Below are 14,434 nucleotides of genomic sequence, written 5' to 3'. Positions count from 1 at the left end.
GGCAGCCGGATCGCGTCGCCGGAACGCCCGCGCGCGCGGCCGGCGCGCTGCCACACTCGGCAGCACGACCGACGAGGGGGCGCGATGGCGGACGCACGGCTGGACGACGACCAGGGCGCCGCGCCCCCGGCGCCCGCGCCCGACGACCCCGGGGCCCGCGCCGCGCGCGACCGGCGCCGCTCCGACCGCGCCCGCGTCGTCGAGGTCGTCGCCCTGCTCGGCGGCGCGGCGCTCGTCCCGGTGCTGTTCTGGCAGTACCTCGACGTGTACCTGGCGTTCTTCGGCGAGCAGGCCGTCGCGAGCGCGGAGGACGGCACGCGGTACGTCGTCACCGCGACCGCGTGCGTGGTGCTGCTGCTGGTCGGCACGGGCGCGGCGATCGTCGGCGAGCACACCGGGGCCGTCGTGGCGGGCACGGTGCTGCTGGTCGTCGGGCTGGTCGCCGCGGTGCTGTTCGCCGTGCCCTCGGACCGGTTCGCCGTCGACCCGCCCGACAACCGGCCCGGGCCCGACTACGTCCCCTGCTACAGCGGCAGCGGGGACTGCCTGGGCGGCTAGCCCTCCGCGGGCGCGCCCAGCTGCTGCCGTCCCACGACCGCGAGCAGCCGCAGCTTCTCCGCGCTCTCGCTCCCCGGCACGGCGGTGTACACGAGCAGCAGGTGCGACTGGTCCGGATCCACCAGCGTCTGGCAGGCGACCTCCAGCGCGCCGACCTCGGGGTGCACGAACCGCTTGGTCGCCCGCGGCCGGAGGCCGACCTCGTGCCGCTCCCACAGCTCCCGGAACTCGGCGCTGCGGTCCAGCAGCAGCTCGGCGTACCGCGCCGCGCGCGAGCCGGGGCCGCGCCGGGTCAGGACCTCGCGCAGCCCGGAGGCGTACAGCCGGGACAGGAACGCGTGGTCCTCCGGCTCGTACCGCGCGCGGGCGCCCGGGTCGGCGAACCACCGGTAGCCGAGGCTGCGCGACGGCCCGGTGAACCGGGTGGTGTCGCCGGTCAGCGCGACGCCGGCCGGGGTCTGGCGCAGGGTCTCGCCCGTCTCGGTCACGACCTCGGCCGGGGTGTCCTGCAGCCGGTCCAGGATCCGCAGCAGCGCCGGGCCGACGTGCTCGCCGCTGGCGCCGCGGGCCGGCGGGTGGTGACCGGCCAGCCGGAACAGGTGGTCCCGCTCGCCGAGCGACAGGTGCAGGCCCTGCGCGATCGAGGCGATCATCTGCTCGGACGGCTGCGGGCCGCGCTCGCGCTCGAGGCGGGCGTAGTAGTCGGTCGACATGTGGCAGAGCACCGCGACCTCCTCGCGGCGCAGCCCGTCCGTGCGGCGGCGCGGACCCCGCGGCAGGCCGACGTCCTCCGGCTGCAGCGACTCCCGCCGCCGGCGGAGGAACTCCGCCAGCCCCGCCCGGTCGATCTCCATGCGCCGCCCTCCCGCGGTCCGGGACGGCGCGTGCGCGCGGCCCCGCCGTCGTTCCTACCGTGCCCGGCGCCCCGGAGCCACGGCCCGGCGATCCGTGGATCGGCGCGCCCTGGACCGGCCCGGCGGACCCGGCGACGGTGGGCGCACCACCACCCGCCGCACCCCGAGGAGCCACCGTGTCCCGAGACGTCGACATCACCGTCCCCGACCAGTCCGGCCGCCGCGCCGTCGTGACCGGCGGGAGCGACGGCATCGGGCTCGGCATCGCGACCCGGCTGGCCGCGGCCGGCGCCGAGGTCGTGCTGCCGGTCCGCAACCCCCGCAAGGGCGAGGCCGCCCTCGCGGCGATCCGCGCATCGGCCCCGGGCGCCGACGTGTCCCTGCGCCCGCTCGACCTGTCGTCGCTCGACTCGGTCGCGGCGCTCGGCCGCACGCTGCTCGACGAGGACCGCCCCGTGCACCTGCTGATCGGCAACGCGGGCGTGATGACGCCGCCGGACCGGCGCACCACCGCCGACGGCTTCGAGCTCCAGCTCGGCACCAACCACCTCGGCCACGCCGCGCTGGTGCTGCACCTGCTGCCGCTGCTCCGCGCCGGGCGGGCGCGCGTGGTGTCGCAGATCAGCATCGCCGCCGCGCGCGGCACCGTGCACTGGGCGGACCTGAGCTGGGAGCGGTCGTACGACGGGATGGCGGCGTACCGGTCGTCCAAGATCGCGTACGGCCTGTTCGGGCTGGAGCTGGCCCGGCGGAGCGAGGCGGCCGGCTGGGGCGTGACCAGCGTCCTGTCCCACCCCGGCGTCGCCCCGACCAGCCTGCTCGCGGCGCGGCCCGAGGTCGGCCGGGCGGCGGACACCCGCGAGGTCCGGCTCATCCGCCGGCTGTCGGCGTGGGGCGTCGCCGGGACGCCCCGGACCGCCGGCCTGCCGGCGCTGCACGCCGCCACGTCGCCCGACGTCGCGAGCGGGCGGCTGTACGGGCCGGGCGGGCTCGGGCACCTCGCGGGCGCCCCGGCCGAGCAGCGGCTGTACCGGTCGCTGCGCAGCGCCGACGAGGCCCGCCGGGTGTGGGCGGAGACGGAGCGGCTGGTCGGGGTGCGCGCGGCCTGACGGCGCGGCGGCCGGGCCGCGCGGCCCCCGGCTCAGCCGCGCGCCGCCCCGCCGGCCGCCCGGTCCGCGAGCGCCGCCAGGTCGGCCACCGACGCGTACCGCGCGGTCCCCTCCGGCCCGCCGGCGACCTCGACCGCGAACGCCGGCGCCCCGGGCGCCAGGTCCACGGTCAGCACCGCGGTCGCCCCCGCGCCGTCGTCCCAGCCGAGCACCAGCCGCCCCGGCCCGTCCTCCCGCGCGGCGAAGGTCCCGCCGAACGCCGGGTGGTGCGTGCGGAGCGCGACCAGACCGAGCTGCGCCCGGGTCACCTCGCCCGCGAGCGCGGCGGCGAGCTCGGCCGCGTCGTAGGCGTGCCGGTTCACCTCGCGCCCCTGGCCCGTGCGGGCGAACCGGTCCATGTCGTCGGTCCCCGCGAGCAGGCCGACGTAGTAGATCTGGGGCCGGCCCGGCACGAACAGCTGGACCGCCCGGGCGAGCAGGTACGCGGCCGGGTCCTCGCCCAGCACCGAGTAGAACGTCGCGTTGACCTGGTGCGGCATGGCGGCCCAGGCCGGCGTGGTCGACGCGAGCGCCGAGCGGCCCGCGGTCCGGCGCGCGGCCTCGGCGAACACCGCCGCCATCTCCTCGGTCGACAGCAGGCCGGGGCGGTCGCCGGACGGGCCCGCGTCGATCACGCCGATGCCGTCGTGCGTGTCGAGGACGGTGATCGCGTTCCGCGGCCGGATCGCCAGCCAGTGCGCGAGCCGCGCGGTCTCCCCCGTCGCCAGACCGTGCAGCAGCAGCGGCGGCAGCGCGAAGTCGTAGACCAGGTCCACCAGCGGGGCGATCGCCGCCTGCTGGCTGTGGTGCGCGTGCACCTCGACCAGGACCTGGAGCCCCTCGGCGTGCGCGAGCGCGGTGATGTCCTCGACGAACGCCAGCGTCTGCTCCGTCATGAACGAGTCGGTGCCCGGCGTCTTCACCGCGTAGCCGACCGCGTCGAGCCGCACCGTCCGCACCCCGCCGTCGGCGAGCGTCCGCAGGGTCCGGCGCAGGTAGTCGCGCGCCGCCGGGTGGTGCACGTCCAGGTCGACCTGCGTCGGCATGAACGTCGTCCACACCAGGCGGCGGGTGCCGTCGGCCCGCTGGTACGGCGTGAACGGCAGGCCGAGCCGGGGGCGGTAGAACGCGGTGATCTCCCGCTCTCCGGCGCCGTCGGGGAACACCGCGTCGTAGGTGAGGAACATCCCGTCGGCCGGCGACCCGGCGCCGCGCGCCAGCCAGTCGCGGAACTCGGCCGAGTCCGCCGACACGTGGTTGACGATCAGGTCCGCGGTCACGTGCACGCCGTCGGCCGCGAGCGCCCGCACGTCGTCCCAGGTGCCGAGGCGCGGGTCGACGGCGTTGTGGTCGACCGGGTCGAAGCCGGCGTCGTCGCCGTCGAACGGCACGAAGAACGGCAGCAGGTGCACCCCGCGGAACGCGGCCAGCGGCCCGTCGCGGAGCAGCGCGCGGACGCCCGCGAGGTCGCGGCCGAGCCGCTCGGTGTACGCGAGCAGGTGCACGCCGTGGTCGTCGTCGCCGGTCACCGCGCGCCTCCCGCCAGCGCGCCGACGAGCGCCGCGAGCCCGCCCGCCGGCGAGGTCAGCACCGGCACGGCGGCGTCGGCCCGGGCCGCGGCGCCGGCCATCGACGCCTGCGCCAGGACCACCGCGTCGGCCCCGGCCGCGGCCTCCGCGACCGCCCGGGCCACGAGGTCGTCGGCCCGGTCGCCGTCGCCGGACTCGCGCGCGGCGGCGGCCCCGTCGACCACCCGGGCCTCGACCCGGACCGCCGCGCCCGCCTCCGCCGCGGCGCGCTCCACCAGCCGCCCGGTCGGGCCCAGCGTCGAGGCGAGCGTGGCCAGCACCGCGACCCGGCCCCGGGCGCCCGGCGCCGCCGCGCGGGCCGCGGCCTCCCGCGCCATCGGGGCGTCGACCCGGAGCACCGGGACGTCGACGCGCTCCGCCGCGGCCTCGGCCGCCTCCCCGACGGAGGAGCAGGTCACGAGGACGGCCGACGCCCCCGCGGCGGCGAGGTGCCGCACGTGGGCGAGCACCGCCGCCTCGACCTCGGGGGTCACGCCGGACGCGACCGCGGTGGCGAGCAGCCAGCCGTCGACCACGTGCAACCGGCGCAGCCCCGGCGCCGCGGCGTCGAGGTCCGCGTCGAACCGGGCGGCGAGCGCCGGGACGGTGTGCAGCAGCCCGGCGGTGCCGGCCGCGCCGGGAGCCCCGCCCGGCGCCGCGCCGGTCACGCCGCGGTCCACGGCCGGGCCTCCGCGTCGACGATCTCGACCAGCCGCTCCAGCCGCGGCACCGACACCTCGGCCAGCGCGGCCGGGACGTCCGGGCGGCCGACGACGTCGCTCCACAGCGCCCGCCCAGCCAGGAACCCGCTCGCCCCGCCCCGGCACGCCGCGCGCACGGCCCCGGCGAAGTCGTCCCGGTGCACGCCCTGCGAGAGCACGACCCACGGGCCGGTGATCGCCTCACCGAGCGTCGCGCACGCCCGCTCGAGGTCCGCGGGCGCCGCGCGGCCGCCCAGCGGGACCTGCACCTTGTAGAGGCTCGGGCCGAGCGCGGACAGCTCGCGGGCGGCCTCGGCGATCGCGGCCTCCGTGTCCCAGGTCCCCGCCGCGGTCTCGTCGGGCGTGGCCCGGACCACCGGCTCCAGGACCGACAGCACCCCGCGGGCGGCGGCGACCTCGACGAACCGGCGCGCGAGCTCGACCCGCTGCTCCCGGCGCGCGTCCCGGCGCCAGATGACCAGCAGCTTGATCGCGACCGCGCCGTGCAGGTCGGACCCGGGGGCGACGACCACCTCGTCCAGCCCCGTCTCCTCGACGGGCCCGCCCGGCTCCTGCTCCAGCGCGTCGGCGGCGAGGATCAGCCCGCACGACGGCGGCAGCAGCGGGGCCGCGCGCTCGACGCCGTACTCGCGGTCGATCAGGAACCCGGAGGCCAGCGGGCCGAGCGCGCGGGCGACGTCGAGCTTGAACGCCACCATGCGCTCGTCGTCGACGCGGCCCGCGCCGGCCTGGTCGAACATGTGGCGCAGGCTCTCGCGCTGGTCCATCGCGACCATCGCGAGCCCGCCGGACGGGCGGGCGATGGCGTCGAGCGTCGGTGCGGTCACGGGTGGCCTCCAGAGGTCGGTGCGAGGGAGTCGGGGTCGCGGGCGGCGCGGACGAACCGGGCCAGCGCCGCGTCGGCGCCGGGGCGCGGGGCCGGCAGCGGCTCCCCGCCCGGCAGCCCGGGCAGGGCCGGCAGCACCGGCGGGTCGTCGGGGTCGAGCAGGCCGGCGCGGTGCAGGGCGAGCAGCGCGGCGCCGGCCGCGACCGGCTCGGCGCAGTCGACCAGCCGCACCGGCACCGGGCTCAGCTCGGCCTTGGCGCGCATCCACCCGGCGTTCCGGGTCGCCGGGCCGCCGAGCACGACGAGCCGGTCCGGGCGGAGCGCGGGGTCGGCCGCGCGGCCCAGGGCGAGCTGCGCGTCGAGCATCCACCGCGCCTGGAGCGCCAGGCCGTCGACCATCGCGGCGGCGAGCGCCACCGGGTCGTGCGCGGCGCGGTCGCCGAGGACGCGGACCCGGGCGGCCGGGTCGGGGTCGGGGGTCTGCCGGCCGGCGACGTACGGCAGCACGACGGGCCCGGCGGCGCGGTCGGGGCGGGCCGCGTCGGGCAGCGCGGCGACGGCGGCGAACAGGTCCTCCGCGGTGCGGCCGGCCGCCTCGTGCTCCAGCCACCAGCGCACCATCGCCCCGGCGCTGGAGGACCCGGCGAGCAGGGCGGGCCGGCCGGCGACGGTGCGGACCAGGCTCATCCCGGCGCGGGCGACGTCGGCGCGCACCGGGTCCGCGGGCAGCACGGTGCACAGCGCCTCGGCGGTGCCGATCGAGTCGGCGGTGCTCCCGGGGTCGCGGACGCCCGCGGCCCAGGCGCCGACCGCGTGGTCGTGGCCGGCGACGGAGACCGGGGTGCCCGCCCGCAGCCCGGCGGCGACCCACGGCTCGGGCCGCACGGTCCCCGCGACGGCGCCGGGCGCGGCGACCCGGGGCAGGTGCTCCGGCCGCAGGCCGACCTCGGCGAGGAGGTCGGCGTCGAACGCGGCCGGCAGCGCGTCGCCGGCCGGCGGCAGGCGGTAGGCCATCGAGCGGCCGGCGAGCGTGTGGTCGGTGACGAGGTCGCCGGTCAGGCGCAGCGCCGCGAGGTCGGCGACCCCGGACCAGCGGGCGAGCACCGCGCGCCGGCCGGGGTCGTGCGCGGCGAGCCAGGCCAGCGTCGCGAGCGGCACCTTCGCGCTGGGGCGGACCCCGGTCGCCTCGAACAGCGCCGTGGCGCCGAGCCGGTCGGCGAGCGCGGCCGCCTCCGCCGCGGCGCGCCGGCCGTCCCAGCGCAGCCAGGGTCCGACGGGGCGGCCGTCGGCGTCGAGCGGGACCCCGGTCTCGGCCATCGAGGCGACGCCGACGGCGAGGGGCGCGCCGACGCGGGCGCGGGCGCCGGCCGCGGCGCCGGCGGCCGGGGCCTCGGACCGGGCGGCCGCCGCCAGCGCGCGCGTCGTCAGCTCCCGCAGCACCCGGTCGAGCGCGGCGGGTCCCGGGGTCGGCGCGGACGCCACCGCGAGCAGCGCGACGGTCCCGTCGGCGGCCGACCTCGGCGCGGCGACGAGCGCGACCTTCGTGTTCGTGGTCCCGACGTCGATGCCGAGGCCGAGGAGGCGGCTCACGGGAGCAGTCTTTTCGGCGTCGAACACTTTGGTCAACCGTGTGCGCTCGTTGACATCTGCGGCGGACGACCGTTGGATGGCGACCGTGCGCTACTCCGCCGCCCCCCGCCGCCGGGACGAGCTGCTGCGCCGGCTCGAGGAGTCCGGCTACGTCTCGTCCAGCACCGCCGCGGCCGAGCTCGGCGTCTCGGAGATGACCATCCGCCGCGACCTCGGGCAGCTCGCCGCCGAGGGCCGGGTGCGCCGCGTCGTCGGCGGGGCCTCCCTGGTCGACGGCAGCACCGCCCCGCCGTTCGAGCTCCGGCGCGCCGAGGCCGCCCGGGAGAAGGACGCCGTCGCCCGCGCCGCCCTGCCGCTGCTCGCCGACGCCGGGGTGGTGGCGCTCGACGCCGGGACCACCGTGGCGACCCTCGCGCGCCGGCTGCCGCAGGGGCTGACGGTCGTGACGCACTCGGTCCCCGTCATCACCGCCTGCACCGGCCGGGACGACCTGGAGGTGGTGGCGCTCGGCGGGACGTTCCACCGCGCCACGCGGTCGTTCGCCGGGCCGGCGACGCGCGCCGGGCTCGCCGACCTCGCCGTCGACGTCGCGGTGCTGTCCGCGACCGCCGCCGGCCCGGGCGGCGTCTACTCCGCGGACCCGTGGGACGCCGACACCAAGCGGGCGATGGCCGCGATCGCCGACCGCGTCGTGCTGCTGCTCGACCACCGCAAGCTCGCGGCCCGCGCCCCGATGCGCGTCCTCGGGCTCGAGGAGGCGCACGCCGTGGTGGTCGACGACGAGGCCACGCCCGCCCAGCTCGCCATGCTCCGCGAGCGGTGCGAGCGGGTCGTCGTCGCGGACACCGGGTCGGCGGCGTGACCGGGCCGCGGCTCGGGGTCGTCGCCGACGACGTCACCGGTGCGTGCGACCTCGCCGACGCCGTCCGGGACGCGGGCGGGTCGGCCGTCGTGGTGCTCGGCGCCCCGGGCCCCGGTGTCGACCTGCCGCCGTGCGACGCCGCCGTCGTCGCGCTGCGCACCCGCGCGGCGCCCGTCGCGCGGGCGGTCGCCGCGTCGGTGGCGGCCGCGTCCTGGCTCCTCGACCGCGGGGCGGCGGCGGTCTACCAGAAGTACTGCTCGACGTTCGACTCCACCGACGAGGGGACGATCGGGCCGGTCGCGGACGCGCTGCTCGACCTGCTCGGGCCGGGCGCCGTCGCGGTCGGGACCCCCGCGACGCCGCGGGCGGGGCGGACGCAGTACCGGGGGCACCTGTTCGTCGGCGACCGCCTGCTCTCGGAGTCACCGCTGCGCCACCACCCGCTGACGCCGATGACGGATCCGGACCTGGTCCGGGTGCTCGGGCGGCAGACCGCGCGGGCCGTGGCGCTGCTGCCGTGGGAGGCGCTGCGCGGGGCGGACCCGGCCGGGGCGCTGGACCGCGTCGTCGGCAACGGCGCGACGCACGTGCTCGCGGACGCGCTGGCCGACGAGGACCTGGACGCGCTGGCGCGGGCCGTCGGGGCCGGCGGGGCCGGGGGCGCCTCCCCGGGGGCCGGCGGGCCGCGGGTCGCCGGGCGGCCGGCGCTGCTCGGCGGGGCCGCGGGGTTCGCCGCGGCGCTCGCCCGGGCCTGGCCGCGGGGCGCGGCGGGGCCGGGGCCGCGGCCGGAGGACGCCGTCCCGCGGGGCGGCGGCGGCCGGGCGCTGGTCGTGTCCGGCTCGTGCTCGGCCCGGACGCGCGAGCAGGTCGACCGGTTCCCCGGGCCCCGCGTGGCGCTGGACGCCGACGCCCTCGCGGCCGACCCGGGCGGGGCGCTCGACGCCGTGCTCGCCGCACTGGCCGCCGCCTACGCCGACGGGCCCGGCCCGGTGCTCGTGTCCTCCTCGGCCGACCCCGACGCGGTGCGCGCGACGCAGCAGCGGCTCGGCGTCCGGCGGGCCGCGGAGGTGCTGGAGCGTGCCGCCGGCGAGGTCGCCGCGCGCGCCGTCCGGGACCTCGGCGTCGGGCGGCTGCTGGTCGCGGGCGGCGAGACGTCCGGGGCGGTCGCGGCGGCGCTCGGGCTCGGCGTGCTGCGGGTCGGGCCGGCCGCGGCGCCGGGCGTGCCGTGGATGACGCCCGTCGACGGGCCCGCCGTGGCCGTGCTGCTGAAGTCGGGCAACTTCGGGGGCCCGGACCTGTTCACGACGGCGTGGGAGACGTGCCCGTGACCGCGGGGCCCGGCGCGGGCGCGTGGGACCCGTGGGCCGTGGCGCCCGGCCCCGTCGGCCTCGAGCTCGAGCTGCTGACGATCGACGCCGCCCGCGAGCCGCTGGTCGCGGCGTGCCGGCACCTGGCCGGCCGGGGGCTGTCGCCGGGCGGGTCCGGCAACGTCAGCGTCCGGGTCGGGTCGACGCTGCTGATCACGCCCACCGGGTCGAGCCTGTCGCGGGTGCGCCCGGCGGAGCTCGCCGTCGCGACGGTCGAGCCGGGGCCCCCGAGCGCGGACCCCAGCGACCCCGTCCCGTCGAAGGAGCTGCCGCTGCACCGCGCCGTGTACGCCGCGCGGCCCGACGCGGTCGCCGTGGTGCACCTGCACTCCCCCGCCGCGGTCGCCGCGTCCTGCCTGGAGCCCGCGGCGCTGCCGCGCGAGACGGCGACCGGCCCGCTGCCCGCGGTGACGCCGTACCAGGTGATGCGGCTGGGCGACCTGCCGGTCGCGCCGTTCGCCCTGCCCGGCTCGGCGGACCTGGCCGCGGGGGTCGCGGCGCTGGCCGCGGACGCGCCGGCGATGCTGCTGGCCAACCACGGCTCGCTCGTCGCGGGGGCGCACCTGCCGGCCGCGCTCGACCTGGCGGAGGAGCTGGAGGCGGCCGCGCAGGTCGTCCTGCTGCTCGCGGGCGTGCCGCACCGCCGCCTCACCGCCGCGCAGGTGGCGGCGCTCCGCGCGCGCTGACGCCGCGTCAGGCCGGCAGCCGGACCTGCCCGCCGAACTCGCGGCAGTGCCGCTGCACCGCCTCGAGCGTGCGCCGGCCGGCGTCGTCGACGACGTGCACCGCGGTCGCGTCGACCGTCAGCTCCTCGCCCGCCGCGCCCAGCAGGCAGTGCAGCGCCTCGCGCAGCGCCGACGCGCTGTGCACGTCGAGGTCGCCGCGCACCGCGATCACGGACGGCTGCGCCGGTCGCCCCAGGTCGATCGTGACGTCCACGGTCCCGCCTCCCGGACTTCGCGCGGGCCGCCGCTGCTGCACCCCGCGCTGCGAGGGTAGAAGCGGTTCACCCGCCGCGCGCGGGGAAGTGGTCCCCGGCTCGTCGTCACCACATCGGCGCGACCCCTGGTGTGCGAACTCGCACATCCTCTAGTGTGGCAACGTTCCTACATCCGTCCGGCGTCGCACGGTGCCCGCGCGCGGCCCGCCCCTGGGCCGCGCGCGGGGGAACCGCTGCGGCACCACGCCGAGGAGAGCCGTGCACCGCACCCTGTCCGACCTCACCGCCCGCATCGACCGCGTCCTGACGGACCGCGTGCTCCCGGTCGTCCACACGCACCGCGCCCCGCTGGAGGTGACGGTCGCCCACCTGCCCAGCGAGCCCGTGCCGTTCGCCGAGGCCGTCCGACTGCCGTTCGCCCCCACGGCCGTCGGCGAGCCGTGGGGACGCGCCTGGTCCACCAGCTGGTTCCGCCTGCGCGGCGTCGTCCCGCCGGAGATGGCCGGCCGGCGCGTCGAGGTGCTCGTCGATCTCGGGTTCCGCACCGGCGGGCCCGGCTTCGAGGCGGAGGGGCTCGTCTACACGCCCGACGGCGTCCCGCTGAAGGGGATCGAGCCGCGCAACCTCTACGTCCCGGTCGCGGACCCGGCGCGCGGCGGCGAGGTGGTCGACCTGTACGTCGAGGCCGCGGCCAACCCGTCGATCGGCGGCTCCCCGACCACCGACCTCGGCGACCTGGCCACGGTCCCGGACGTGCTGCTGTACCGGCTCGCCCGCGCCGAGGTCGCCGTGCTGGACGAGGAGGTCCAGGCGCTGGCGCTCGACGTCCAGGTGCTGCACGAGCTCGCCCTCCAGCTCCCCGGGAACGACCCGCGCCGCGAGCGCGTCCGGGCGGGGCTGGAGCGGGCGGTGGACGCGCTGGACGTCCGGGACGTGCCGGGCACGGCCGCCGCCGCCCGGGCCGAGCTCGCGGAGCTGCTCGCCGCCCCCGCCGCGCCGAGCGCCCACCGGGTCTCGGCCGTGGGCCACGCGCACATCGACTCCGCCTGGATGTGGCCGGTGCGGGAGACCATCCGCAAGTGCGCGCGCACGTTCTCGAACGTGGCCTCGCTCGCGGACGCCTACCCGGACCTGCGGTTCGCCTGCTCGTCGGCCCAGCAGTACGCCTGGGTGCAGGAGCACCACCCGCACGTGTTCGCCCGGATCAGGGAGAAGGTCGCGGCGGGGCAGTTCGTCCCGGTCGGCGGCATGTGGGTCGAGTCCGACACCAACCTGCCCGGCGGCGAGGCGCTGGCCCGCCAGCTCGTCCAGGGCCGCCGGTACTTCGCCCGGGAGCTCGGCGTCGAGGAGCAGCCCGAGGTGTGGCTGCCCGACTCGTTCGGCTACACCGGCGCGTTCCCGCAGCTCGCGCGGCTGGCCGGGGCGCGGTGGTTCCTGTCGCAGAAGATGTCCTGGAACACCACCAACCGGTTCCCGCACCACACGTTCTGGTGGGAGGGCATCGACGGGTCCCGGGTGTTCACGCACTTCCCGCCCGCCGACACCTACGGCGCCAAGCTCTCGGGCGAGCAGCTGGCGTACGGGGTGGCGAACTTCGCCGACGCCGGCCCGGCCAACCGCAGCCTGCTGCCGTTCGGCTACGGCGACGGCGGCGGCGGCCCGACGCGCGAGATGATGGAGACCGCGCACCGGGTCGCCGACCTGGAGGGCTCGCCGCGGGTGGTCGTCGAGACGCCGGCCGAGTTCTTCGCCGCGGCCGAGGCGGAGTACCCGCAGGCGCCGGTGTGGTCCGGGGAGATGTACCTGGAGTTCCACCGCGGCACGTACACCAGCCAGCTCGCGATGAAGCAGGGCAACCGCCGCACCGAGCACCTGCTGCGCGAGGCCGAGCTGTGGGCCGCGACCGCCGCCGTCCGCGCCGGGTCCGCCTACCCGTACGAGCACCTGGAACGGCTGTGGCAGGACGCGCTGCTGCTGCAGTTCCACGACATCCTGCCCGGCAGCAGCATCGCCTGGGTGCACCGCGAGGCGCGGGACACGTACCGCCGGCTGGCGGGCGAGCTCGAGACGCTGGTCGCCGGGGCGCTCGCCGCGGCGGCCGGGTCCGGCGACGTCGACCTGCTGGCCAACGCCGCGCCGCACGACCGGGACGGGGTGCCGGCGCTGGCGGCGGAGGTCGCCGGGGCGGCGCCCGGCGCCGCGCGGGTGGCCGTGTCCCGCGCGGGCGACGCCGTCGTGCTCGACAACGGGCTGCTGCGGGTGCGGGTCGACGCCGACGGCACGATCGGGTCCGTGCGGGACCTGGTCGCGGACCGCGAGGTGCTGGCGCCCGGAACCAGCGCGAACGTGCTGCAGCTGCACCCGGACCAGCCCGTCCGGTTCGACGCCTGGGACGTCGACGAGTTCTACCGGCACCGGGTCCGCGAGGTCCGCTCGGTGGCGGCGCTGGACGTCGACTCCGCCGACCCGGCGCGCGCGGAGGTGCGGGTGACGCGGCACGACGGCGACTCCGCGTACGTGCAGACGATCGCGCTGGCCGCCGGCGAGCGGCGGGTGGACCTGGCCCTCGACGTCGACTGGCACGAGCGCGAGACGCTGCTCAAGGCGGCCTTCCCGCTGGCGGTGCACGCGGAGCGGTCGACGGCGGAGACCCAGTTCGGGCACGTGCACCGGGCGACCCACACCAACACGTCCTGGGACGCGGCGCGGTTCGAGATCTGCGCGCACCGCTGGCTGCACGTGGCGGAGCCGGGCTACGGCGTCGCGGTGGTCAACGACTCGACGTACGGGCACGACGTCGCGCGCCCCGGGCCGGGTGACGCGCGGGGCGCGGGGTCGACGACGGTCCGGCTCTCCCTGGTCCGCGCGCCGCGGTACCCCGACCCCGAGACCGACCAGGGCCGGCACACGATGCGGTACGCGCTGGTGCCGGGGGCCGGGGTCGACGAGGCCGTGCGCGAGGGGTACCGGATCAACCTGCCCGCGCGGCGGGTGCGGGGCGCCGGGCCGGTCGCCCCGCTGGTCGCGGTGGAGGGCGCCGTCGTCGAGGCGGTGAAGCTCGCCGACGACCGGTCCGGCGACGTCGTGGTGCGGCTGTACGAGGCCCGCGGCGGGCGGGGCAGGGCGGTGGTCCGGCCGGGGTTCGCCTGCGCCGGGGCGTCGGTGCGCGACCTGCTCGAGCGGGAGGACCCGGAGGTGGCCGCGCTGGCGCCGCTGTCCGACGCGGGCGACGGGGCGGTGGCACTGGAGCTCGGGCCGTTCCAGGTGGTGACCCTGCGCCTGGCCCGCGCCTGACGCCGTGTGCGGCGCGGGCGGCGCGGGGCGGCGCGGGGCGGCCGCGCCGGCCCGCCTCAGCGCGCCGGCGGCAGCAGGCGGGCCAGCACCGCGTCCAGCGCGGCCCCGCCGTCGTCGGTGAGCAGCCAGCGCGCGGCGCCGTCGCTCGTCAGGAACGCGGCAGCCCGCGCGGCGGGCGCCGCCGCGCCCGTGGTGAGCGGCGTCCCCGCGGGGACCTCGACGAGCACCGGGTGCGGCTCCGGCTCCGGCGCGCGGGCGAGCACCCGGGCGCCCGGCACCGGCTCGCACCAGGTCAGCCGCCCGGCGCCCCGGTGCACGACCACCTCGCGGCCGTCCTCGCCCACCAGCCGGTCGCGGTCGAGCAGCACCCCCGACGTCGTCGCGACCCCCAGCGTCAGCAGCCGCCCCCAGGCGAGCACCGGCACGGCGGCCGCGGCCAGCGCCTCGGCGGCGGCCGCGGGGGCCTCGGGGGTGAGCGCGACCAGGTCGACGTCCGCGTCGTCGGCGGGCGGCCAGGTCGACGCCACCCGCACGTCGAGCCCGCGCGACCGCAGCCAGCCGGCCGTCGCCTCGTCGCCCGCGGACGGCTCGGCGCCCGTGACCAGCACCGCCCGCCGCCCCGTCCCGGCCCCCTCGTCCGCCGGGCGCGCACGGTCCGCGCCGAGCGCGGTCCCCGGGGGCTGCCCGCCCGCAGCGTGGCCCGCG

General features: G+C 79.2%; 12 protein-coding genes and 1 pseudogene. 6 read left to right on the top strand and 7 right to left on the bottom strand.

The genetic code is table 11. The features are described 5' to 3' along the window. The first annotated feature begins 84 nt into the window (after positions 1 to 84). Positions 85 to 558 (top strand): DUF6234 family protein, encoded by a 474-nt coding sequence (locus VER05_RS11665; RefSeq protein ID WP_324845522.1) that lies wholly within the window; start codon positions 85 to 87, stop codon positions 556 to 558. On the opposite strand, the gene VER05_RS11660 is transcribed toward VER05_RS11665, so the two are convergent. Beyond that, positions 555 to 1,412 (bottom strand): helix-turn-helix transcriptional regulator, encoded by an 858-nt coding sequence (locus tag VER05_RS11660; RefSeq protein WP_324845521.1) that lies wholly within the window; start codon positions 1,410 to 1,412, stop codon positions 555 to 557. The two genes, VER05_RS11665 and VER05_RS11660, sit on opposite strands and share 4 nt — an antisense overlap. A 176-nt stretch (positions 1,413 to 1,588) precedes the next feature. Here VER05_RS11660 and VER05_RS11655 point away from each other — a divergent pair, with 176 nt between their 5' ends. Continuing rightward, a complete protein-coding gene (locus VER05_RS11655; RefSeq protein WP_324845520.1) occupies positions 1,589 to 2,521 on the top strand; it encodes an SDR family oxidoreductase in 933 nt (310 codons plus the stop codon). A gap of 32 nt (positions 2,522 to 2,553) precedes the next feature. Here VER05_RS11655 and gtfA read toward each other — a convergent pair whose 3' ends face one another. From gtfA to VER05_RS11635, 4 genes are read right to left on the bottom strand one after another with little or no spacing between them, the layout of a single operon-like run. After that, positions 2,554 to 4,089, bottom strand: a complete 1,536-nt coding sequence (gtfA, locus tag VER05_RS11650) for a sucrose phosphorylase (RefSeq protein ID WP_324845519.1) — start codon at positions 4,087 to 4,089, stop codon at positions 2,554 to 2,556. After that, positions 4,086 to 4,808 (bottom strand): aspartate/glutamate racemase family protein, encoded by a 723-nt coding sequence (locus tag VER05_RS11645; protein WP_324845518.1) that lies wholly within the window; start codon positions 4,806 to 4,808, stop codon positions 4,086 to 4,088. The genes gtfA and VER05_RS11645 overlap by 4 nt, the downstream gene beginning before the upstream one ends. After that, complete coding sequence (locus tag VER05_RS11640) at positions 4,793 to 5,677, bottom strand: hypothetical protein (protein WP_324845517.1); 885 nt, start codon at positions 5,675 to 5,677, stop codon at positions 4,793 to 4,795. The genes VER05_RS11645 and VER05_RS11640 overlap by 16 nt, the downstream gene beginning before the upstream one ends. Next, on the bottom strand, positions 5,674 to 7,266 hold the full coding sequence (locus VER05_RS11635) for an FGGY-family carbohydrate kinase (RefSeq protein ID WP_324845516.1): 1,593 nt from the start codon (positions 7,264 to 7,266) through the stop codon (positions 5,674 to 5,676). Before VER05_RS11635 ends, VER05_RS11640 begins: the two co-directional genes overlap by 4 nt. 76 nt (positions 7,267 to 7,342) lie before the next feature. Here VER05_RS11635 and VER05_RS11630 point away from each other — a divergent pair, with 76 nt between their 5' ends. The 3 genes from VER05_RS11630 to VER05_RS11620 are packed head-to-tail and all read left to right on the top strand — an operon-like array spanning position 7,343 to position 10,181. Further along, the gene (locus VER05_RS11630) at positions 7,343 to 8,128 is read left to right on the top strand and encodes a DeoR/GlpR family DNA-binding transcription regulator (RefSeq protein ID WP_324845515.1); all 786 of its coding nucleotides are present in this window, start codon (positions 7,343 to 7,345) and stop codon (positions 8,126 to 8,128) included. Next, entirely contained in the window at positions 8,125 to 9,456 is a 1,332-nt protein-coding gene (gene otnK, locus VER05_RS11625) for a 3-oxo-tetronate kinase (RefSeq protein WP_324845514.1), read from the top strand. Before VER05_RS11630 ends, otnK begins: the two co-directional genes overlap by 4 nt. Further along, a complete protein-coding gene (locus VER05_RS11620) occupies positions 9,453 to 10,181 on the top strand; it encodes a class II aldolase/adducin family protein (protein ID WP_324845513.1) in 729 nt (242 codons plus the stop codon). Before otnK ends, VER05_RS11620 begins: the two co-directional genes overlap by 4 nt. A 7-nt stretch (positions 10,182 to 10,188) precedes the next feature. Here VER05_RS11620 and VER05_RS11615 read toward each other — a convergent pair whose 3' ends face one another. Continuing rightward, complete coding sequence (locus VER05_RS11615; RefSeq protein WP_324845512.1) at positions 10,189 to 10,434, bottom strand: STAS domain-containing protein; 246 nt, start codon at positions 10,432 to 10,434, stop codon at positions 10,189 to 10,191. 259 nt (positions 10,435 to 10,693) lie between these two features. On the opposite strand from VER05_RS11615, the gene VER05_RS11610 reads away from it, so the two are divergent. Next, positions 10,694 to 13,729 carry an alpha-mannosidase gene (locus tag VER05_RS11610; protein ID WP_324845511.1) on the top strand — a complete coding sequence of 1,012 codons (3,036 nt, stop codon included), beginning with the start codon at positions 10,694 to 10,696 and terminating at the stop codon, positions 13,727 to 13,729. Between the two features lie 56 nt (positions 13,730 to 13,785). On the opposite strand, the pseudogene VER05_RS11605 reads toward VER05_RS11610, so the two are convergent. Continuing rightward, a pseudogene (locus VER05_RS11605) lies at positions 13,786 to 14,434 on the bottom strand (hypothetical protein); the annotation flags it as partial.

Source organism: Cellulomonas sp. (assembly GCF_035634735.1).
Taxonomy (GTDB): Bacteria; Actinomycetota; Actinomycetes; order Actinomycetales; family Cellulomonadaceae; genus Cellulomonas.
This window is presented reverse-complemented; position numbering and strand designations above follow the sequence as displayed.

What these genes read in the sequence shown, in the direction of transcription:
- VER05_RS11665 (WP_324845522.1), top strand. Translation starts at nt 85, where the DNA reads ATGGCGGACGCACGGCTGGACGACGACCAGGGCGCCGCGCCCCCGGCG.
- VER05_RS11660 (WP_324845521.1), bottom strand. Translation starts at nt 1,412, where the DNA reads ATGGAGATCGACCGGGCGGGGCTGGCGGAGTTCCTCCGCCGGCGGCGG.
- VER05_RS11630 (WP_324845515.1), top strand. Translation starts at nt 7,343, where the DNA reads ATGGCGACCGTGCGCTACTCCGCCGCCCCCCGCCGCCGGGACGAGCTG.